Here is a 20,144-nt window from a genome sequence, read left to right on the forward strand (position 1 = left end):
TTATTCACTTCGTAAACTATCCGCCGGATTGGCCTGTGCCGCCCGGTAGGTTTTAATTCCAATGGTCAAACTACCAATAATTAGCATCAGGCCAAAACATAGTCCCAGTGTTTCGAAGCCGATGTCAACGTGGTAGGCAAAATTTCGTATAAAAAAGTTGCCGATAAAATACCCCGACGGCAAGGCAATCACACCCGCAATGATCAACAGCCGCACAAAATCCCAAGACAGCAACCAGCTAATCTGACTAACCTGCGCGCCCATTACTTTGCGAATACCAATCTCTTTAATGCGGGTTTCAGTCGTATAAATCACCATACCCAACAAGCCCAGACACGCAATGGACAGAGCCAGTCCAATCAGCAGGAGCAGCACATGCAAATCTTCGTAATGTCCGTGGCGGTCTTCCAGATACGTATCATACCATTGGCCATCAAACGAACCGTAGCGATGAAGCTGCTTCCAAATCTGCCGGGTTGCCGCCAGCACATTTTCTTCGGACCCTCTGGCTACAGCCACGTTAACGTAGCGAAAGCGATCGGGGGAATAACGCACAATTAGCGGCTTAATCGACCAGGCAAAGGTGGTATACTGAAAGTCTTTGAGTACACCAGCAACCTGAACTTCCTCGTTGTTATTGAGCCAGATGGTTTGCCCAACGGCGGCACGCGCATCGTCCAGACCAAATTTTCGTACGGCCTCTTCGTTGATCAGTACCAGGCGACTAGCCGAATCGGTATGCGTTTGCGGCAGATTCTGTCCGGCAGCCAGCGTTAATTGCATGGTGGGCACAAAACCAGCATCGGCCGCGATCACAAAAGATGCGGAAGAGTCGTCGGCTGACCGTTGCCGCCGGACGATGGCACCATCACCACCGTGGTCGCCCAGCATGATCGACAGGGGAGAAACGCCCTCAACGCCCGAAATTTTGGCCAATTCATTGGCTAATCGCTGTACAGGAACATCGTGCAGCGGAATGTTTAGTACACCATCACGCCGGAACCCATAATCAGCATTGGCCATGTAGCGCTGTTGCCGAGTCATGGTTACCAACAGAATCACGGCGGTTAGTGTCAGAGCAAACTGAATAACAATCAGGCTCTTACGCAGAGAGATGCCACGTAGAACCCGCAAGCCTGTCTGGCTTCGTAAGACCATTGCTGGCTGGAAACCAGAGAGTACCCGCGCCGGAATGAGGCCCGCCACCAAACCCGTGAATAGACTAAAAGCAATAAAGATAAGCCAGAGCCGACCATCTTCCCGAACGCCACCAATAAACCATTGTTGGATGGCTGCCATCGGCTTCACGATCTGTAACATGGCATAGGACAGCCCCAATGAGAATAAGGACAGGATTAGGGATTCCGCCATGAATTGCCCCATGAGCTGCCAGCGCAAGGCACCAACCACCTTGCGGATACCCACTTCCCGCGCCCGACTGAGCGAGCGGGCCAGCGTTAAGTTGACGTAATTAAAACCGGCCAGCAACAAGGTAAGTAAACAGACTCCCATCTCAATAGTCAAGGCGATGCGATCAGGCTCGTGGGTGCCGTTGTACAATTGCTGACGCGCGGGAGAAAAATTCGTAAGCGCCTGGGTAAGAAACGTGTAGTCCTTGTCGCCTTCGTTGGGTCTGTTGGCCGGATGCAGTTGCAGGCCCTGCGTAACGCGATTGCTTACCGACGTAACGGCCTTTTGAAGTAAGTCTGCCGGTGTTCCGGGTTTTAAAAGCACGTATGTATAAGCTGTTCGGTAGTCGCGCCAGTCGTTTGCCGACTGCTCTGTGAAAGAAGCGGGCGGCATGGCAACCAACAGATCAAACCGTAAATGCGATTGATTAAACGCATCATCGACAACACCCACCACCGTAAACGCGCCTAAGCTGCTGTGCTGTAGGGTCTGACCAATGGGGCTGGCTTTACCAAAAAGGCGTTCCGCTGTTTTCGGGCTGAGGACTGCCGTTTTCGGTTCGGTGGCGTATTGACCCTGCCGTAATTTAAACCCAAAAATGGAAAAGAAAGAAGGATCAACGGCCCGCAGCAGCAGGTTATTAAAGCGTTTGTGGCTAACGTCAATTTCGCCGTAATGCCGAATAACGCGCGCGGTGGATTCGACGAAATCATAGCCGCTCTTCAATTCGCCAGCCAGCGGAATGGGAGAGGAGGCAAACAAAGAACGATTATTCCCCTGATCGGTAACATCGGTCAGAACGCGGTAAATGCGCTCCCGGTTGGGGTGGAAATCATCGTAGTCGTACGCGCCTTTGATGTGCGTTAGCGCCACCAGACAGACCATAATGCCCGCTGCTAGTCCAAAGATATTAATGAACGAAAACAGCTTGTGTTTCCAGAGGTTACGAAGAGCGATTTTAAAATAGTTGCGGATCATGGTTGTAAGGATCAGGTAAATATGGGTTAGAACCGGAGCTATTATTCACTTCGTAAACTCTTCACTGGATTCATCAGCGCCGCTTTGACGCTATGGAAGCTAACGGTTAACAAGGCGATCAGAATGGCCAGACTACCCGATAGCAGGAAAACCCACCAAGGAACATCGATTCTATAGGCAAAATCCTGTAACCACTTGTCGATGGCATACCACGCAACCGGCGAAGCCAAGATAATAGAAAGAAAAACCAATTTAAGAAAGCTCTGCGAAAGCAACGCAACAATTCCTGGAACGGAGGCTCCCAGTACTTTCCGGATGCCAATTTCTTTAGTCCGTTGCTCAATGGTTAGGAGCGCAATGGCAAACAAGCCCATGCACGACAGTACAACAGTAATGGCGGCGGCAATGCTGAAAATCGTTGATAATCGCTCTTCCCGTTTGTACCAGCGGTCGGTATTTTCGCTCAGAAACGAAGCCATAAACTCCGACCGTGGAGCCAGCTCTTTGTACAGCGCCTTCAACTGATCCATCGTGGAAACCATGTTTTGACGCGTTACCCGAACCAGAATGTAGTCGAGGTCATCCCGCCGCTGGATGTGCATGGTGATGGGCTTAACCTTCTGGTGGAGAGCATACAAATGAATATCCGGAATAACGCCAATAACCTGGTAATAAACCCCGCCGCTATCGGTTTGGAAGCGGGCTCCAACCGGCGTTTTCTCATCCAGCGCTTTAGCCATGCTAGCCGAAATAATCACCGAGGAAACCGAGTCCGTTGCGTATTGAGGGCTAAACTCCCGGCCAGCCAGCAGTTTGATGCCGAGTGTTTTTAGGTAATCGTAATCGACGCGCACCCAATCGGTAGCTACTTCGTGACCTTTGTGCATGAAGCCCGAAATACTTCGTGAACTGCTTCCGTCGCGGCCACGACCCAGGTTAACGCCTGTTCCGGTTACGCCCAAAACGTTTGGATTCGTGGCCAATCGAGTGCGCATCAGAGTAAGGAGTGCATTGCCATCGTTGTCGTTTCCAACGGGAATGCTAATGACTTGCTCTTCGTCGAAGCCCAGCGGTTTATCCCGCAGGTAACGAAGCTGTTGCAAAATAACCAACGTGCAGGTGATGAGTAAACAGGCTAGGGCAAATTGTGCCACAATCAGGGAGTTGCGCAGTGCTCCTGGCTTTTGGGGAGATAACTTTCCCTTCAGAACGGTTACAATATTGAAGCGGGTTAATGCCACTGCCGGATAGCCGCCAGTCAGCAAGGTTATGGCTAGAAAACCTCCCAGAATCACTAGCAACGAAGCCGGGCTATAAATCAACGCAAGCGTCAGGCCGGACTTGAAAAGGGTGTTATAGGCGGGCAGCAGCAAGCTAACCAGGAGCAATCCGAAAGCCAATCCTGCAAGGCACGTCAAGACCGATTCGCTCCAGAGTTGAACAAATAACTGGCGGGGCAGGGCACCAAGCGTTTTACGAACGCCCACTTCCTTAGCCCGCGTGAAAATGCGTGCCAGCGATAAATTTACGTAGTTGATACCGGCAATGGCCAGGATAAACAGGCCAATCAGCACCAGTGTGTAGACATAAAGCTGTTCCGTGCCCGAGCCTTCTACTTTTTGCGTATCGAGGTGGACATCGAGCAGCGGTTGCAACCGCAAGCTGAACAACTCGCCCTGGCTGTCGGGCTTAGCGCCGTTCTGCTTCATTTCGCGTATGTTCTGCTGGTAATATTTCGCAGTAAAGGGCCGTAACCGCTTTTCCATCGTTGCCTGGTCTACATCAGGGCGCAGCTTAACAAAAACTTCGTGGTTGGCCTGGTCCCAGCGCCCTTTGCCTTCGGCGTAACTGGGTGAATTTTCAATCCGAATGAAGGCATCGTATTCAATGGTCGAATTTTTAGGCGCATCGGCTACCACACCCGTCACGACGTAATCTTTCCAGACGCCATTGGAGCCAATCCGGACTGTTTTACCCATAGGACTGGCGTTGCCAAAAATATCATTTGCTGTGTTTTCGCTGATAACAAGGCTACTGAGGCTATTCAGAGCCGTTTGTGAGCTTCCCTGCTTTAAGGGGAACGAAAACATCTCCAGAAAATCGGCGTCTGTGCAACGAACCTGTTTCCGCAGTTGCTTGTCACCGTATTGAATAACGCTCGATCCCCACATGATGCGGGCGGCCTTCTCGACTTCTGGAAACTCCTGCTTTAACGTGGGGACCAGGGGAAAGGGCATCGTCTCCGATTTGCTGACGCCTTCGGGATCGTTGCTAACGGAATAAGTGCGGAAAATCTGGTTGGCATTCGTGTGAAATTCGTCGTAAGACCACTCAAACCAGGCTGTTAGAAAAAGAAGAACGCTACTCCCAAAAGCAACCGCCAGACCGACTACGTTGATGGCGGTGGTCAGGCGATTTTTCCAAAGGTTCCGAAAGGCTATTTTGAGGTAATTACGAATCATATGCACGTCCTGTTTATGACTGCATACACTAAAACAACGGACGTGCCAACAAAAGTAAATAGCTGAAGAATAGTTTATTACCTAAAAATTAAAGCGGGGTTTTGTCCGAATATGGACAGGGTTTGTCCGCTTGTGAACAGGTCAGCTATAAGCGGTTGGGTGGGCCTAAAATACGCGCGGGAAACCAGAATTCTGGTTTCCCGCAGAAGCTCAACAAAGATTTATTTCGACGTTACTGGTTTACATACACGTTGCCGCTTCCGGCTGAAATCTGAACCGGAACGCCACCACCGTTAAGGCGGCCCCGAACATGGTCTTTTTCCATAGTACCATCGAAGCTACGGAGGGCGCCAGTTGCTACGCGGTTGCCGCGCAGTTCAATGTCCATGCCTTTATCCATTGGTAAGTTCACCCGAACGCTGCCCGCTGAAGTAGATAACCGCAGAAATTCGCCCAGTTTCCGAATGTCGGCGTCAATACCGCCCGCGCTGGTTTCTGCCCGAATGCTGCCCGTAATGTCGCGGAGGCGAATGCTACCACCGGATGTGCTGGCCATCAGTTCGCCATCGGCGCCATCCACGTTGACGCTTCCGCCGCTCGTACGAGCCTGAATCATGCCTTTCAAATCTTGCAGATGGATGCTGCCTCCGCTGGTTTTCAGGCGCAGATCTCCGCTCGAGTTTTTGGCGTGGATAGAGCCGCCGCTGGTGGTTAGCTCGATGTCTTTGCGGCAATCGTCGAGATGGATACTTCCTCCTGAAGTCCGGCCCCGAACGGTTCCTTCTATGTCTACCAGGTGCAGGCTGCCGCCGCTGGTCTGGAAATTCTGCTGCCCATTGAGGTGGGAAATGCGGATGCTACCACCACTGGTTTTCAGGTCAGTCGCTATGGTGCGGGGAACAAATACCTTGAAGGCAATGCTTACAGAACGCTTCCAGTCCTGATTGTTTTGATGCCGTTTGGCTGTGGCGACAACGGTGTTGCCTTCGGTAGTAATTGAAATGTCGTAGTCTCTTAATCGATCTTCAAGCTCAGACTGGCTAAGCCGGTCGTTACCGTTGTTGGCACGAACGTACATCTCAACTTTAGCACCGCTATTTTGGCTGCCTTCTACGGTAATGCTGCCGCCCGAAGTCTGAACGCGGACGTTATTATAGTTACCGGAGAAATTTTGCGTTTTATAAGGCTGCTCGTTCGACGACTGGGCGAAGGCACCGCTGGCAGCAAATACGGCCGTTGCGAGAAAGGTGTTTTGGAGAAATTTCATAGTGTTGTTGTCTTTGTGGTAACTGGATGATGTTTAAACACAGCCGATAGTTGCATGGGGTTTAGAAAAAAGATTGCGCAGTAACTACACTTTATTATTATGTGGAATTGTTATAAATAAGCGATAAGTAATTGATAATAATGCGTTATTTGCAAGAAAGATAGCCTTGCCATTGCATGAATCGTAAAAACGCGTTAAAAACTATATTGGCCGGAGCCGTAACATTGCCAACGGTGACCACTGCGCAAGCGGACTTGGCGCGGGATATTCGGGCGGAGTTTGCTGCTGCCTGGGATCGTTCCTGCCAATATACCCTGACGGTGTTCAACCAGATACCCGAAGAGCGTTTGGATTACCGTTATACGCCCGAATCGTTTAGTTTTCGCACGCAATTTGTGCATTGCATTGTTTTTACGGCGGCTCAGTTGGCTGGTCGGCTAGACCTGAAAAATCCGTACGAGGGCAAAACAAACGAATATTGGAATAAGCTAACGAAAGCCGCGCTGGCAACTGATATTCAGAAGTTTTACGACTGGGTAAAACAAACCATGACGGGTTTACCGGACAAAGCACTGCTGGAAACAGAGAACTACGCGGGTGAGGAAATGCCCAAATGGCGGGTTTTCTACGCCCTGGAAAATCACATTATCCATCACCGGGGGCAGGCTATCTGCTATATTCGGTTGAATGGTATTACGCCCGAAGGATACATCGGCTGGTAAGAACAAAACCAGCACGGTATCACTGCCGTGCTGGATAGGCTGCTTTCTTATTCAGCCCGCAGGCTCTTCACTGGATTTCGGGTGGCTGCTCTGATGCTTTGGAAGCTTACTGTCAGCAGGGCTATACTCACGGCAAGCAGACCGGCCAGACCAAACATCCACCACTTAATATCAATTTTATAGGCAAAGTCTTCGAGCCAGTCGCTCATGACATACCAGGCTAGCGGCGATGCCAGCACGAAGCCAATCACCACCAATTTGACAAAATCCAACGAGAAAAGACCGAAGATGCTAGCGACCGAAGCGCCCAGCACTTTCCGGATTCCGACCTCTTTGGTGCGGGCTTCGGCCATGTAGGCCACTACACCGTAGAGGCCCAAACAACCGATAAAAATGGCAATCGAAGCGAGGAGTTTAAAAAGCTGGAACATCCGTTCTTCGCTCTCGTAGAATTTGGCCAATTGCGCGTCAACAAATTGGTATTTGAATAAATGATCGGGAAATGTAGCGGTCCAATCTTTCTCAATCTGGCTAATGAGCTGATTTAGATTACCTATTCCCCCCGAACGGGTATTTAGACGAACGCCCAGGCTACTATAATTATCCCTGTAGGACGAAAGCAAGCAGGGTTCCGTCTTCCGGTGCAGGGAAAACGTGTTGAAGTCTTTTACAACACCGACGATAGGCAGCTTTGGACTATCTGCGCCAAGCCTAATCAGCTGTCCGAGAGCCTGCTGTGGATTTTTGAAATTCATTCGTTCCACAAAAGTCTCATTGACAATGACTTCGCGCATGGTGTCGGCAGACTGATACATCCGGCCAGCAATTAGTTTAAGCCCGTAAGTACGCACATAAGCCGTGTCGGCGGGGCGCATCACAACCCCAAAATCAGCTTCTTTGTCTGCATTACCCAGGCGAAAACTGGATTTCCAGTTGCCATTAGCAGAAGGTGCAGACATGCCATAACTCAACGACTGAATAGCCGGGTATGTCGCTAATTTGGCTTTTAAGGCCGATAGCTTTGCCGAATTTTTGTCGGGGATTGGTAAGGTGAAGATGGCCTCTTTGGTAAAACCCAGATCCGCTGAGCGAAAATACTCCATCTGGTTATACACGATAATGGTGCCAATAACCAGGGTTTGCGAAATAGTAAACTGAAGAACGATCAAAGCTCGTCGTAGCGAAAGCTGGCCGGTTTTTCCCGTTTTCAATTTGCCTTTCAGGGCCAGAGCGGGCTGATAACCCGACAAGACCAACGCCGGATAAAAGCCGGCCAACAGCGTCGTAAGACAAGCCAGCAAAAAGAGAAAACCAATCACAAGTGGCTCCGTTAGTGAAAAACTCTCCGGCTTGATGTTCATCAGGTCCGCCACGTAGGGAATAGAAAGTTGGGCCAGTAACAGCGATAGCACCAAGGCGCAGCTAGTCAGAAAAGCAGTTTCACCCAAAAATTGACGGACTAGCTGCATCCGCGAGCTGCCAAGAACCTTGCGCACGCCCACTTCTTTGGCCCGCCGAAGAGCTTGTGCGGTTGCCATGTTGATGAAGTTTACGCAAGCCGTAATGAGGATAAACAAACCAATCAGGCCCATGGCCCAAATCAGCTCTTTACCCACCGAACGCTCGCTGTAAATGCTCATCTTAGTGGCAAAATGAATGTCTTTCAAGGGTTGAAGCTCAAACGTTTCTTCGCGTGCCTCCTCGGGACTTTTGTACTTTTGGCTGAAGGCAACCAGTTGTCCTTCTACTTGTTGGGCCGAAAGCGACTTAGGCAGAACCATGTAGATTTGTGCTCCACTGTAAGATGAATGCCAGTCTTCCCAATCGGTATTGGGGCCGTATTCCTTCAAAGAAGCGAAGGAAAGCATAATGCCAAACGGAAAATCAGTCGTTACCGGTGGCGTGGCGACGAGGCCCGTAACGGTGAAATCCATTCGGTTGGCAACCCGGAGTATTTTGCCAATGGGGTTGGCAGAGCCGAAATATTTTTGTGCCATCGCCTCCGTCAAGACCACCGAATTTGGATTTTGCAAAGACGTTGCCGGGCTGCCTTTCAACCAGGTGTAATCGAAGATGTTGAAATATTCAGGCTCGATAAAAGCCAAGTTATCGGATTCTTCCTGAAACTTCTTAATCTGTCCGTTCACCTTTGTGGCGACGATATTATTCAGGCTTGTAACGAGGGTAACGTTTTTTTTCAGCTCCGGGAAATCACTCCGCAAGGCACTGATGACAGGCATCGGCATGCCTACGTTGAAGCCATCAAAATTCGCTGACTGGTAATGGGTTACCAAACGAAACGTTTGATCAGCCTGGCTGTGGTGGCGATCAAAGCTAAGTTCGTAGCGAATAGACACAAAAAGGAGCAAACAGCACGTTAATCCCAAAGAAAGCCCGGCGATGTTCAGAACTGAATAATTCCAGTTTCGCCGAAGGTTGCGGAAGGCGGTGGTGAAATAGTTACGTAGCATTTGTTATTTAGTCGTTGGAGTTTGATGCGCTGGATTCATTTATAGCGAAATTAAGCCCGTAGGGTACCTGGCTTACGGGCTTAATTTCACGCTTGTTACTTATTCGTTTTTTAAGCTTTTTACCGGATTCATCAGGGCCGCTTTGATGCTCTGGAAACTGACTGTCGCAAACGCAATCAGCACCGCCATACTACCAGCCAGGGCAAATATCCACCAACTGATGTCAATTTTATAGGCAAAATCTTCCAGCCAGCGATTCATAACGTACCAGGCCAGCGGAATAGCCAAGATAATGGCGATCAAAACGAGTTTGAGAAAGTCTTTGGAAAGCAGGGCCACAATGTTGGAAACGGAAGCACCCAGCACCTTCCGTACCCCGATTTCTTTGGTGCGCTGTTCGGCGGCGAAAGTGGTTAGTCCAAAAAGTCCCAGACAGGCAATAAAGATGGCCAGCGTTGTAAAGATGCCGAACACCCGACCTGTTTGCTGATCCGTGCGGTAAGCATTGCTAAATTCATTATCCAGAAATGTATAATCAAGCGGCGTATCGGGCGAAAAGTGTTTCCACTGGGCCTCAATCTTTTTGAGAGCCGGTTCAAGTTGCCCCGCCCGGAGACGTACAACCAGGTAAGAATTAGGCACTTCGTATGATTTGGAAGAAGTATGAAACAGCGCAAAAGGCACCATGGCTGAGCGCACCGATTCCATGTCAAAATCCTTCATGACACCAATCACTTTATAAGGTTGCATGTCGCCGCCGGGATAGATCAGTGTTTGGCCAATCGGGTTTTTCCAGCCAATCTGTTTGACTGCCGTTTCGTTCAGGATTACGGAGAGCGAGTCGGAGAAAGCTTCGGAAAAATTTCGCCCCTGCACCAATTTAAGTCCTAGCGTCGGGACAAGCTGATAATCGGTCATAAACGAATAGAGAGCGAGGTCTTTCGCAACCTGTTTTTCCCCCCTTGCCACTGGATTGTAGAAATCGCCAAAGCCACCCTGTAGCGGAACACTGGACGAAATGCTGGCGTTGATGACTTCCGCCGAGCGGGTCAGTTCCTGCCGGAATGCTTCGCCATTCGTTCCGAGGCGGTTTGCGTTGCGAATCACCAGTACATTTTCCTTGTTGAGACCCAGCTCTTTGTTCTGCGCAAAACGCAACTGACTGAACACCACAATCGTGCCGATGATAAGCGCCGTTGATACGGAAAACTGGAAGACGACCAGCCCGTTTCGAATTAGCCGGTGGGCCAGGGAAGTCTTTAGGATGCCGTTTTTGAGCGTTTGAACTGGGTTGAAAGAGGTCAGGTAAAACGCGGGGTAACTACCTGCCAGCAGCCCAACCACCAGGACCAGTGCGCCAATCAGGCTTAAAATGTCGGGCGTGAGCAGACTCTGCGTGGTAAAATTCTTGCTGGCCAATTGATTAAAAAAGGGCAACGTCAGCAGGACCAGACCAATGCCCAGGGTAGTTGCCGCCAGGCTATAAAGCAGGGATTCGGTCAGAAACTGGCCAACAAGCGTGCTTTTGTAGGAGCCTAGTACTTTCCGAACGCCGACTTCCTTGGCCCTTTTGACGGAGCGGGCGGTCGACAAATTCATGAAATTCACGCAGGCCAGAATAATGATAAAAACGGCGACTACCGAGAACGTCATGACCTGTTTACGGTCGCCCAAATTGGTGTAGGAGGTCATGACTTCGCTCGAGTGCAGGTGCACTTTCGTCAGCGGTTGAAGCTGTAGCTCCCAGCGGCCTCCTTTCGTCAGGAACTCGGGCTGGCCAATGCGCTTAAAGGTCGTTTCCGCGTATTTTTTGACCATGCCCGGTAGCTTAGCACCCAGCGCCTGCACCTGACCAGGCTGGCTAGCCACGTTCTCGTTCAGCCGAACGTAGGTGGCCACATTCAGCCACACCCAGCTCCAGTCGAAGTATTGCACCACGCTGTAGGTTTTCATGGGCGTCAGGAAATCAAACTTAACCGAGGATTGGGAAGGGACGTCGGCCAGAATAGCCGTTACTTTAAAGGGCTGTTTATCAACCCGTAAAACTTGCCCCATTGCGTCCTGCTTCCCAAAATATTTCTGGGCCATGCGGTTTGTCAGAACCAGTGAATTAGGCTCAAGCAAGCAGGTTGCAGGATTCCCGGCTACCAGCCGAAAGCGGAATACATCCAGAAAATTGGAGTCCACCGCCATGATGTTTGGTTCGGTAAAGGAATGCTCGATTTTGCCCAATTTTTCGCGTTGTACCACGGCGTCGGTAGGCTGAAAAGTGCGCGTATAGGTCTCAATTTCGGGAAATTCGCGGACCAGCGTTTTGCCCGCGGGCGTGGGCGAGCTACTGGCCGTAAAGTCACTTCCGCCAAAATTACCGGATGTATTGACTTGATAAATTCGCTCCGCGTTGGGCAAAAACCGGTCATATGCCAGCTCATCTTTCACGAAAAGAACAATCAGCAAACAACTGGCTACACCAACCGCCAGACCAAACAAATTGATAAACGAGTAGGTCGTTTGGGTGCGTAAATTCCGCAGCGCAATTCTGAGATAGTTTAGGAACATAGAAAAGCAGCAGGTTAAATCTGGGTGTACAATAACCAGTTGATCATTGGCCAAAATATAAGTCCAAATGCTATACCAGAATACATACTTAGCTATATATTAGGTAATTACAATGAAGTTAGGCGCTTGTTTGTCCGTAAACGGACGCCCTACGTACATTTGCGGACAAGAGAAAATGGTCACATAAAGGGAAAAGACGTTTGCTAAGCCATTCTTTGTTATTGATCATCAGCATCCGACCTTTGAGGCATGATTCGTCAAAGTCTACGCATTTATCGCGATGCTTACCGGGGGTTGTCGCCCTCCATTTGGCTCTTGTCTGGGGTAATGCTCATCAACCGCAGCGGTACGATGGTCTTGCCCTACCTCACGCTGTATCTAACGCAACACCTGCACTACAGCGTCAAAGAGGCGGGTATTGTGATGGCGGTCTATGGCACGGGCGCGCTGGCAGGTACGTTTCTGGGAGGTTGGTTGTCGGACCGGATTGGATTTTATTACGTCCAGTTTTTGAGTTTACTTATTTCCGGCTTCTTTCTGATTCTTCTGCAATTCATCGACGGTTTTTACACCATGTGCGGAACCGTTTTCATCTACACCTTGCTGGGCGATGCTTTTCGTCCGGCCAATTCGTCGGCCATTGCGCACTACAGCTTACCCGAAAACCGAACACGGGCGTATTCACTTAATCGACTGGCGATCAATCTCGGTTGGTCATTTGGCGGCGGCATCGGTGGCTATCTGGCGGGTATTGATTATAAATTACTGTTCTGGGCGGATGGACTGACCTGCGTTTTTGCCGCGTTGGTTTTACGGTTTTTTCTGCCTCCCAGCGCTGAAACTACCCGTTCGGTTAAATTGTCGCAAGACGAAGGCGCAGCGGTTACCACATCGCCTTACCGCGACCGGTTATTCCTGCTTTTTCTGGTATCCACGGTGCTGTTCGCCATTGTTTTTATGCAGTTGTTCAGCATGGCGACTCTGTACTACAAGCAGGTTCTGCATTTGGACGAAACGCAGATTGGCCTGCTGATGACCCTGAATGGCCTGCTGATTGTCGCCGTAGAAATGGCCCTGGTATACAGCATTGAGAAGCGGTATGGAACGCAGAAAATTAAAGTTATTCCCTACGGAATTTTGCTGGTCGGGCTGTCATTCTGGCTCTTAAACGGTGGGCAGTGGCCGGGTTTGGTGTTAGTTTCGGTCTTGCTGGTTACGGTGGGTGAGATGCTGGCGATGCCCTTCATGCAGACGTTTGCGGTAGAGCGAGCCAGCGCCCAAAATCGGGGGCAGTACCTGGCTCTGTACTCAATGGCCTACGCCGTCGCCCAGATTACGGCTCCGGTTTATGGATCGCAGGTTGTGGAGCGATACGGCTTTGCTACTTTGTGGACCCTCTGTCTGGGCCTCTGCGTTCTTTCCGCCAGTGTGTGCTGGTGGCTAGTAAGGCATCTGCGCTTGTCGCGCAACGAATAATTTTTGAAATCCGGCACTACCCACTTGGAACAGAAGCCATCTATTTTTATTTTGCTTGGTATTTTCTGGTTAGCAATGGTTTGTGCATACCCTTATGAGTCTGAGTAAACTCCAAACAATCCTGGAAACTGCGCTGTCGCAGCATTCGTCAGTCACTTATTCCATCGGGCGGAATTCAGACAATCGGATTGTACTGGCGAACGAAAAAATCAGTCGTTACCACGCTCAACTGACGCAGCTTTCTCCGCATAATTTTTTACTGGAAGATCTGGAAAGCAAACACGGTACGTTTGTAAACGGATTTCGTACCTCCCGTAAAATCGTTAGTCCAGAAGATCATATTTTCCTGGCAACTAGTGCTTTAGTTGTTGCAGACCTGCTTCGGGAAGACAATAGTTCCCAGGATATTACTCAGACATTTCAAGCTTTGAAAGTAGTGCATGAGCAATACCCAGAGCTGCGCAAAGGCTGCCGCAATCGTGAAAAGATGATTCGGATGGGAAGCGTTATTCTTTCTTCAGCAATTGGGGTTAGCGCCATATTGACCAGCGGAGGAACGTTGCCAGTGCTGCAAATACTATCCAGCGCCGGATTAGGCATGCTTATCCCCACGCTTAGTTCGACCATCCTTTCTACCGAAGAAAAAATAGAAATATTAGATAGAGAATACCGAGAGATTTACCGCTGTCCTAATCCAAACTGCCGCGATCCATTTGGGAACCGGGAGTGGAATTCGTTGGCGCGCCAGAAGAGTTGTTCCAAATGCAAAGCTATCTGGGTAAAATAATCCAGCCTGATCCCTTACTTTTTACTGGTTTGCTTGATAAAGCAATAAACAGATCGGCTCATTAAAACTATGGCAACACAGAACGACTTTACTGACTATTTCGCGCAAGATTCCTCAATCCCCACAACACACGCTCCATTTACAGCTAAAAAAAGAGGGGTGATTATGACGGCGTCGGTACTCGTTGGGGCGTCAACCCTGGCCTGGGGTATTTCGCAGATTACCGAAACGCCCAACCTGCACGGAACAGACTCTGAAAATCTACGGCCTTTAGCCAAGGGGCAACCTGAACTAGTTCTGGAACACGATACGACTATGCCCGTTGAAGGCGGAACGGTGCACCCAAATCGGGATATTCAGATCGCGCATGTCAACCAGAAAATGTCGTTCAACGATGCATTTAATGCGGCTCGCGCGGAGGCAGGCCCCGGGGGCGTTTTTGTCTGGCAGGGACAAACGTACAACACCTATTACAAAGAAGAGTGGAACTCCCTTTCGCTGGCCCAGCGGCAGGAATATTTAACGGATCTGGGCTTCAAACCTTACACCGATCAAACCGTTCGCGTGGAGCCTGACCCTATCGAGCCCATCATGATGGATGCTTTGGTAAATGGGCACCGGGTAATTGGGATTGATGATGACTTCGACGGCATTGTAGACATGGTGGTTTTGCCGGGGGGCCATGATCGGGAAATTATATTGGTTGATCAGCAGGGAGATGGCGGCCTTGACACCGCGTTTGTCTACGATACGCTGAGCCAGAAAGTGCTTAAAACAGAACGCATCGCCCATCCTTTGCACCTTTCGAATGAGGACTTTGAGCAAGGTCTGAACGGGTTGGAAAACCAGCTTTACGGGCCCGGAGCTTTGGTGCCAGACAATGACACAGAAGATACTTCATTCTTCGTTGCTCATAAATTCGATGATGTGGACGATGAGACGACTTCGGATCCAGATTATAATAATCATGCTGCCGAAGAAAATAATCTTTGAACGCAATGCACGCATTTAAAAATACCCTGATTCATTGCGGAGGCTGTCGGCAGATGGTTATGGTGAAAGCCTCCGACCGGGAGCGGGGAGAAATCACTTGTAAACATCCGGGCTGCGGCTACGTCAATAAACTGTTGACGCAGAGCTATTATGATCCGAGCATCACAGCGGGTTTGCCCTCTTTTGGACAATTAATTTATACAGAAAGCGCGACGCCGGTGGTCTATCCGCTTCAATTTGGTTTGAACGTGATCGGCTTATCGACGGAGTGCACGGTGGTTGTTGACCGGTTTATGCACCAGGGAAAGTGCTTCATTAGCCGGCGGCACTGCACGCTGGACGTAAGCTTTGATAAATGGACTGGGCTGCTACGTTACCGCCTTCAGGATGGAACCACAGATCCCGTTACCAGGCAACATCGTGGAAGTTTGAATGGAACTTTCCTGGCCGGCACAGCCCTCCGCGAAAACGAACAAATTGATGTGCCCTACGGAGGAATTATCAGGCTGGGCGGTGCGGACAGCTTTCGTTTGGAGGCCTACATAATTCCTAAAATCATGTTGGAAACCTATCAGATAACGGCTTTTTCTGATCCGGACAGTACCCAATGAACCTACGAATAACACCTACGAAAACGCACCTTGATTGGCCACTTGCCTTTTCCGAGCTGGGAAAACGGGCTAACAATCAGGATTATATCTATCCCGAAATCGGTAAAGCATCTGCTAAAGATCGGTTGTTCCTGGTTTGCGATGGAATAGGCGGGGCGGACAAAGGAGAAGAAGCCAGCCGGATTGTGGCACAGGCCATAGCTAGCTCTATTGGTGCAGCTCGAATGGATGAAAAGTCGATAGGCGAGGCGCTTCAGCGGGCCCACCAGCACCTGGTTGATTATTGCCGGGCGCATCCGCTGGTTAACCGCATGGGAACTACCCTGGCCTTGCTGCAATTTCATGACGAGGGTGCTACAGCTGTGCATATCGGTGATAGTCGTATTTACCACATTCGGCAGCAACAAATTTTGTTTCAAAGCATTGATCACAAGCAGGTTAACGACATGGTTGCGGCCGGAATTATTACGGCTGAACAAGCAAAAACCCATCCCTGGCGCAATCGGCTCAGTCGCGCTGTTGTTGCGCAGACAGGCAGCACCCGCGAGACAGTATCCATGCCTGACATAACCCACTTAACGGATGTCTTGCCGGGCGATTATTTCTTCCTGTGTACAGATGGTGTTCTGGAAAATTTATCGGATGAACGCCTGGTGGGTATTCTGGCTGGAGATGGTTTAGAGCAGGAAAAATTGGCCGAATTACTGGCCGTTTGTCACAACCAGACCAAAGACAATTATTCGGGCTACTTGCTGCGTGTAGTGCAGGAATAATGGGTGCTATGGACTGGATACAGGGAATACGGTATTTATGTGTGCTATTTCTGGTCGCTTGTCAGGGCTTTAAACAACCTGATGGGAAAACGTATGCCGTTGTCGTGGGAATTTCTGATTATCAGCAACTAACAGACAGAACCGGCGATCTGCGTTATGCGGAAGATGATGCCCGACGTTTCATGACCTACCTGCAAAGTCGTCAGGGAGGTCGGGTAGCGGCTAGTCAGATTCGCTTTTTAAGCAATAAAAACGCTACTCAACGAAATCTTAGCGAGGCGCTGGCCCTTTTTCGTCGGGCGGGTGCAAGCGACCGGATCTTGTTTTTCTTTTCCGGACATGGGAACAGCAAAGGGTGTGAAACCTACGAAGCCGGAACGCAAGCCAGGGGTTTATTAACCTATCACGCCCTAAAACAAGCTTTCCGGACGTCATCAGCTACCACGAAAATCTGTATTATTGATGCTTGTATGGCCGGGGCCATGCGTGCCGTCCGACTACAAACGTCGCCTTTAGTCGAAGAAACGCATACCAAAACCGAAAACTCAGTCATGATTTTGTCATCGCGTAATAGCCAGCTTTCTTCCGAAGCCAAAAGGTTAGGGGGCGGTGTATTTTCGTACTACCTGCTGCACGGTTTATCGGGGCAGGCCGATACCAACCGGGACAAAATTGTAACGATTCAGGAACTGTATCACTACGTAGCGCCTCGCGTTCGTAAGAATACTCCGCTTCGGCAGGCCCCTGTGTTTTACGGGAAATTTTCAGACGATCTGCCGATGTCCTATCTTTGAGAGAGTATGGAAAAAATCTCTACGTTTCAGAACTTTCGTAAACGGTATCCAATTCGTCCCCACAACGAAGCTTTTTTGTTGGGGAGCGGCTCGTATGGAAAAGTCGTGAGGGTGGAAGACCAGCTTGAGACTGAATGGGTAGCCGTTAAAATTAGCGAATTTAAAGGAGATGATTCTAAGTCGTTAAAAGCAGAAGTTGAGTTGGCGCAGCGGGTGCCTCGTCAGACCAACATTGCCCGCTACGATACCTGTTACCGGCTGGAAACGGACACCGGCGTCGTTGATTTTGCCATCATGAAATACTACCCAGATGGGAATTTAGCGATGTTAATGAAGCAAAACACGCTCCAGCTTTCCCATAAGGAAGACATTGTTCGGGGTATTCTGAAGGGCTTGCAACACCTGCATCTGCATCGGATTATTCACCGGGATTTCAAACCGGCCAATATTTTGATTTCAAGGGATAACCAGGGTCGGCTTGTGCCAAAAATTGCTGATTTTGGTTTAAGTAAACTCGTCCATCAGGACGAAATGGATAGCTCTGATTTCGAACTCAGTGACGGTCGAGGAACCCCTTCGTACAAAGCACCCGAGCAAATAGAAGGCAATATGGTTAGCTTCAACCTGGACTTGTGGGCCTTTGGCGTCATTGTTTACGAGCTTTTTACGGGTGAAAAACCATTTGTCGCCGATACAAAAGCTTTGAGTGAGCAGGCTGTTAAACGGGAGATTGAATTAAAAATCGTATCCGTTTCGTTGCCTGCGCGCCTTCAAACCATTCCAGAACCTTACCAAACCCTCATTCGCCGGTGCTTGGTCAAAGACATCCGAAAGCGCGCTCGGAAGGCCGAAGAGCTACTTAATTTACTGGATGGTGTCCATGTTTTACCGCCTAAGAACTTGATACTTTCAGAAGCCAGCCCTTCCAAACAGACTGCCAACGAATTTGACGCACCACCTGACAAGCGGGAAGGCAATTTGAAGGTGCATGAAACGCCGAGAGCGCCTGTTTTGGAGGAAACTGATATTTTTGTTCCAGCCCCGCAACAGGATCAGGAGGTTACCGATTTATTCGATACGGCAGTGCTCACGCCCGCCAGCGGCGGACAAGTCACTGCGCTCCAACTAGTGAAAAAAAGAGATTGGTGGCCTAAACAGCCATACATAGCGGCCACAATTACCGTTGCAGGCTTAGTGGTCGGTTACACTTTCTTCAACTTAAAAAAGCCTGCTTCTAAACCGGAAGCTCCAGTCGTGGTTGCAGCACTACCGGTTGGTAAGCCAAAGCCAGAGCCAAAAAGCCCGGAAATTAAGCCAACCAATAATTCCAAAGCTTCGGAATCAACCAAAACAATCGAGGCTGTAACACCGCTTAACAAACCGGTTGAAGACCTGGCCAAGAAAGAAAAAGAAATGGCGCTTGCTCAGGCGAAAGTGCTTGCTGAAGCCGAGGCAAAACGGAAAGAGGACGAACGTTTATTGCGGATTAAAATTCAGGATGAGTATAACGAACTGATTGAGAAGGGCCTGAAAGCAGTAAATAAAGAAAATCGGAAAGCCGATGCGATAGGCGTTTTCACACAAGCCAGGCAATTAGCCGAGAAGCATGGGTTATCAATAGACAAAGCCACGGCTTCGTACAGCGAGTATCTGGCCAAAGCAAACCGTATTTTTGGGCGTGAGGACTACGAAGGGGCCAAGGCCTGGTACCAGGTGGCTCAGGCGCTGCAAAGTACAAAAGAAGTTGAGCAAAAGATCCGGGAGTGTGAACGGAACCAATAAGCTATTATTAAACTTGTACCGTAACGATTTTCTATGAAGAAACATTACATTGTTTTATTAATTGCCTTACTTTCAGTAGGGTTTGTCAAAGGGACACAGGCGAAATCATTGGTGGATGTTCACTATAAAGTGGATGAGGAGTATGACCGCTACAAAAAGCGGGGCAATGATTTTTTTGCGCAGGGGAATTACGACCGCGCTAAAGGCCAATACGAAAACTGTCTGGAAGTGCCGGGTTTTGCCCAGGATAAATACGCCACGGAACGAATTCAGCTTTGCAATAAAATAATAGAGCTGCGCCAAAAAGCCAGTGACTTACTGAGTCAGCAAAAGGCTAGCGATGCTGTAACAACCTACCAGGAAATTCTGGCTCTCAATCCCGCCGACCCCATTATTAAAAGTACGTTGACCGATTACTGGAGTAACGAAGGGAACAAATTATACGCCGCCAAAGAGTACGCCGGCGCAATTAAACACTACGAAGAAGCGCTGAAACATGCCGAGAAAAAAGACCTATTGCTGATTCAAGTGGAAAATAGCAAGCAGTTCTTAGCGCAGCAGAAGCCGAGCCAGAAAGTCACAGAGCCTGTTGTCCAACCATCATCAAAAGAGCCAGTTATCGAAACGCCGCGTCCATCCCGTCGGGTCGCGTTGAAAGTGGGCACCGCGCTAGTGGGTTTAGGGGCTGGCTTTTATGCTTACCAGCTACAAAGCCAATACCAGACTAGTTTGGATAACCTGAAAAAAGTCAATGCTGAAGTGGATCCGGATAACACTGGCATTATCAATTCTGATGCAGATTATGACCGCTGGAGTAAGGCGTATAGTGAGGCCGAGAAAGCCAGAGGAAAACGAAGTGTTTACAAAGCCTGTCTGGGCGTGGCCGCTGCTGCTGTGCTTGCCGAGGTATATCTCCTGGTTCATAAACCTAAAAAAGAGAAAGGGTTTGCCTTGAAACCAGCCAGCTCGGGAATTGGGTTGAGTTTACGCTACACGCACTAAAAAGCAGCATTAAACAAAAAAACCTTCCCAATTCAGGAAGGCTTTTTTGTTGGTGTC

The 20,144-nt window shown here is 49.5% G+C and carries 14 protein-coding genes; 9 read left to right on the top strand and 5 right to left on the bottom strand.

Annotation, left to right across the window (positions count from 1 at the left end; translation table 11 throughout):
* From L0Y31_RS09485 to L0Y31_RS09495, 3 genes are all read right to left on the bottom strand, one after another.
* Positions 1-2,388: an ABC transporter permease gene (locus L0Y31_RS09485; RefSeq protein WP_234736886.1), complete on the bottom strand. Its 2,388-nt coding sequence runs from the start codon at positions 2,386-2,388 to the stop codon at positions 1-3.
* Positions 2,389-2,429: 41 nt separating this feature from the next.
* The gene (locus L0Y31_RS09490; protein WP_234736887.1) at positions 2,430-4,850 is read right to left on the bottom strand and encodes an ABC transporter permease; all 2,421 of its coding nucleotides are present in this window, start codon (positions 4,848-4,850) and stop codon (positions 2,430-2,432) included.
* A gap of 232 nt (positions 4,851-5,082) precedes the next feature.
* Positions 5,083-6,117 (bottom strand): DUF4097 family beta strand repeat-containing protein, encoded by a 1,035-nt coding sequence (locus tag L0Y31_RS09495; protein ID WP_234736888.1) that lies wholly within the window; start codon positions 6,115-6,117, stop codon positions 5,083-5,085.
* Between the two features lie 176 nt (positions 6,118-6,293).
* Here L0Y31_RS09495 and L0Y31_RS09500 point away from each other — a divergent pair, with 176 nt between their 5' ends.
* A complete protein-coding gene (locus tag L0Y31_RS09500) occupies positions 6,294-6,839 on the top strand; it encodes a DinB family protein (protein ID WP_234736889.1) in 546 nt (181 codons plus the stop codon).
* 47 nt (positions 6,840-6,886) lie between these two features.
* On the opposite strand, the gene L0Y31_RS09505 is transcribed toward L0Y31_RS09500, so the two are convergent.
* Both L0Y31_RS09505 and L0Y31_RS09510 read right to left on the bottom strand, forming a co-directional pair.
* Positions 6,887-9,310: an ABC transporter permease gene (locus tag L0Y31_RS09505; RefSeq protein WP_234736890.1), complete on the bottom strand. Its 2,424-nt coding sequence runs from the start codon at positions 9,308-9,310 to the stop codon at positions 6,887-6,889.
* 99 nt (positions 9,311-9,409) lie between these two features.
* Positions 9,410-11,869: an ABC transporter permease gene (locus L0Y31_RS09510; protein ID WP_234736891.1), complete on the bottom strand. Its 2,460-nt coding sequence runs from the start codon at positions 11,867-11,869 to the stop codon at positions 9,410-9,412.
* A gap of 249 nt (positions 11,870-12,118) precedes the next feature.
* Here L0Y31_RS09510 and L0Y31_RS09515 point away from each other — a divergent pair, with 249 nt between their 5' ends.
* The 8 genes from L0Y31_RS09515 to L0Y31_RS09550 all read left to right on the top strand — a co-directional run bounded on the left by L0Y31_RS09515 (position 12,119) and on the right by L0Y31_RS09550 (position 20,087).
* Positions 12,119-13,345 (top strand): MFS transporter, encoded by a 1,227-nt coding sequence (locus L0Y31_RS09515; protein ID WP_234736892.1) that lies wholly within the window; start codon positions 12,119-12,121, stop codon positions 13,343-13,345.
* A 94-nt stretch (positions 13,346-13,439) separates the two neighbouring features.
* A complete protein-coding gene (locus tag L0Y31_RS09520) occupies positions 13,440-14,132 on the top strand; it encodes an FHA domain-containing protein (protein ID WP_234736893.1) in 693 nt (230 codons plus the stop codon).
* Positions 14,133-14,201: 69 nt separating this feature from the next.
* A complete protein-coding gene (locus tag L0Y31_RS09525) occupies positions 14,202-15,125 on the top strand; it encodes a hypothetical protein (RefSeq protein ID WP_234736894.1) in 924 nt (307 codons plus the stop codon).
* A 5-nt stretch (positions 15,126-15,130) separates the two neighbouring features.
* Positions 15,131-15,736, top strand: coding sequence for an FHA domain-containing protein (locus tag L0Y31_RS09530; RefSeq protein ID WP_234736895.1), 606 nt, complete (start codon positions 15,131-15,133; stop codon positions 15,734-15,736).
* Positions 15,733-16,509, top strand: coding sequence for a PP2C family protein-serine/threonine phosphatase (locus L0Y31_RS09535; RefSeq protein WP_234736896.1), 777 nt, complete (start codon positions 15,733-15,735; stop codon positions 16,507-16,509). Before L0Y31_RS09530 ends, L0Y31_RS09535 begins: the two co-directional genes overlap by 4 nt.
* Before the next feature lie 8 nt (positions 16,510-16,517).
* Positions 16,518-17,303: a caspase family protein gene (locus L0Y31_RS09540; protein ID WP_234736897.1), complete on the top strand. Its 786-nt coding sequence runs from the start codon at positions 16,518-16,520 to the stop codon at positions 17,301-17,303.
* 6 nt (positions 17,304-17,309) lie between these two features.
* Positions 17,310-19,085: a protein kinase domain-containing protein gene (locus L0Y31_RS09545; RefSeq protein WP_234736898.1), complete on the top strand. Its 1,776-nt coding sequence runs from the start codon at positions 17,310-17,312 to the stop codon at positions 19,083-19,085.
* A gap of 33 nt (positions 19,086-19,118) precedes the next feature.
* Positions 19,119-20,087 carry a tetratricopeptide repeat protein gene (locus L0Y31_RS09550; protein WP_234736899.1) on the top strand — a complete coding sequence of 323 codons (969 nt, stop codon included), beginning with the start codon at positions 19,119-19,121 and terminating at the stop codon, positions 20,085-20,087.
* Positions 20,088-20,144 lie beyond the last annotated feature (57 nt).

The sequence above is a fragment of the Tellurirhabdus bombi genome (genome assembly GCF_021484805.1).
Taxonomy (GTDB): Bacteria; Bacteroidota; Bacteroidia; order Cytophagales; family Spirosomataceae; genus Tellurirhabdus; species Tellurirhabdus bombi.

Bases quoted from the DNA above. Each gene is read 5' to 3' on its own strand.
- L0Y31_RS09485 (WP_234736886.1), bottom strand. From the start codon at position 2,388: ATGATCCGCAACTATTTTAAAATCGCTCTTCGTAACCTCTGGAAACAC.
- L0Y31_RS09490 (WP_234736887.1), bottom strand. From the start codon at position 4,850: ATGATTCGTAATTACCTCAAAATAGCCTTTCGGAACCTTTGGAAAAAT.
- L0Y31_RS09495 (WP_234736888.1), bottom strand. From the start codon at position 6,117: ATGAAATTTCTCCAAAACACCTTTCTCGCAACGGCCGTATTTGCTGCC.
- L0Y31_RS09500 (WP_234736889.1), top strand. From the start codon at position 6,294: ATGAATCGTAAAAACGCGTTAAAAACTATATTGGCCGGAGCCGTAACA.
- L0Y31_RS09505 (WP_234736890.1), bottom strand. From the start codon at position 9,310: ATGCTACGTAACTATTTCACCACCGCCTTCCGCAACCTTCGGCGAAAC.
- L0Y31_RS09510 (WP_234736891.1), bottom strand. From the start codon at position 11,869: ATGTTCCTAAACTATCTCAGAATTGCGCTGCGGAATTTACGCACCCAA.
- L0Y31_RS09515 (WP_234736892.1), top strand. From the start codon at position 12,119: ATGATTCGTCAAAGTCTACGCATTTATCGCGATGCTTACCGGGGGTTG.
- L0Y31_RS09520 (WP_234736893.1), top strand. From the start codon at position 13,440: ATGAGTCTGAGTAAACTCCAAACAATCCTGGAAACTGCGCTGTCGCAG.
- L0Y31_RS09525 (WP_234736894.1), top strand. From the start codon at position 14,202: ATGGCAACACAGAACGACTTTACTGACTATTTCGCGCAAGATTCCTCA.
- L0Y31_RS09530 (WP_234736895.1), top strand. From the start codon at position 15,131: ATGCACGCATTTAAAAATACCCTGATTCATTGCGGAGGCTGTCGGCAG.
- L0Y31_RS09535 (WP_234736896.1), top strand. From the start codon at position 15,733: ATGAACCTACGAATAACACCTACGAAAACGCACCTTGATTGGCCACTT.
- L0Y31_RS09540 (WP_234736897.1), top strand. From the start codon at position 16,518: ATGGACTGGATACAGGGAATACGGTATTTATGTGTGCTATTTCTGGTC.
- L0Y31_RS09545 (WP_234736898.1), top strand. From the start codon at position 17,310: ATGGAAAAAATCTCTACGTTTCAGAACTTTCGTAAACGGTATCCAATT.
- L0Y31_RS09550 (WP_234736899.1), top strand. From the start codon at position 19,119: ATGAAGAAACATTACATTGTTTTATTAATTGCCTTACTTTCAGTAGGG.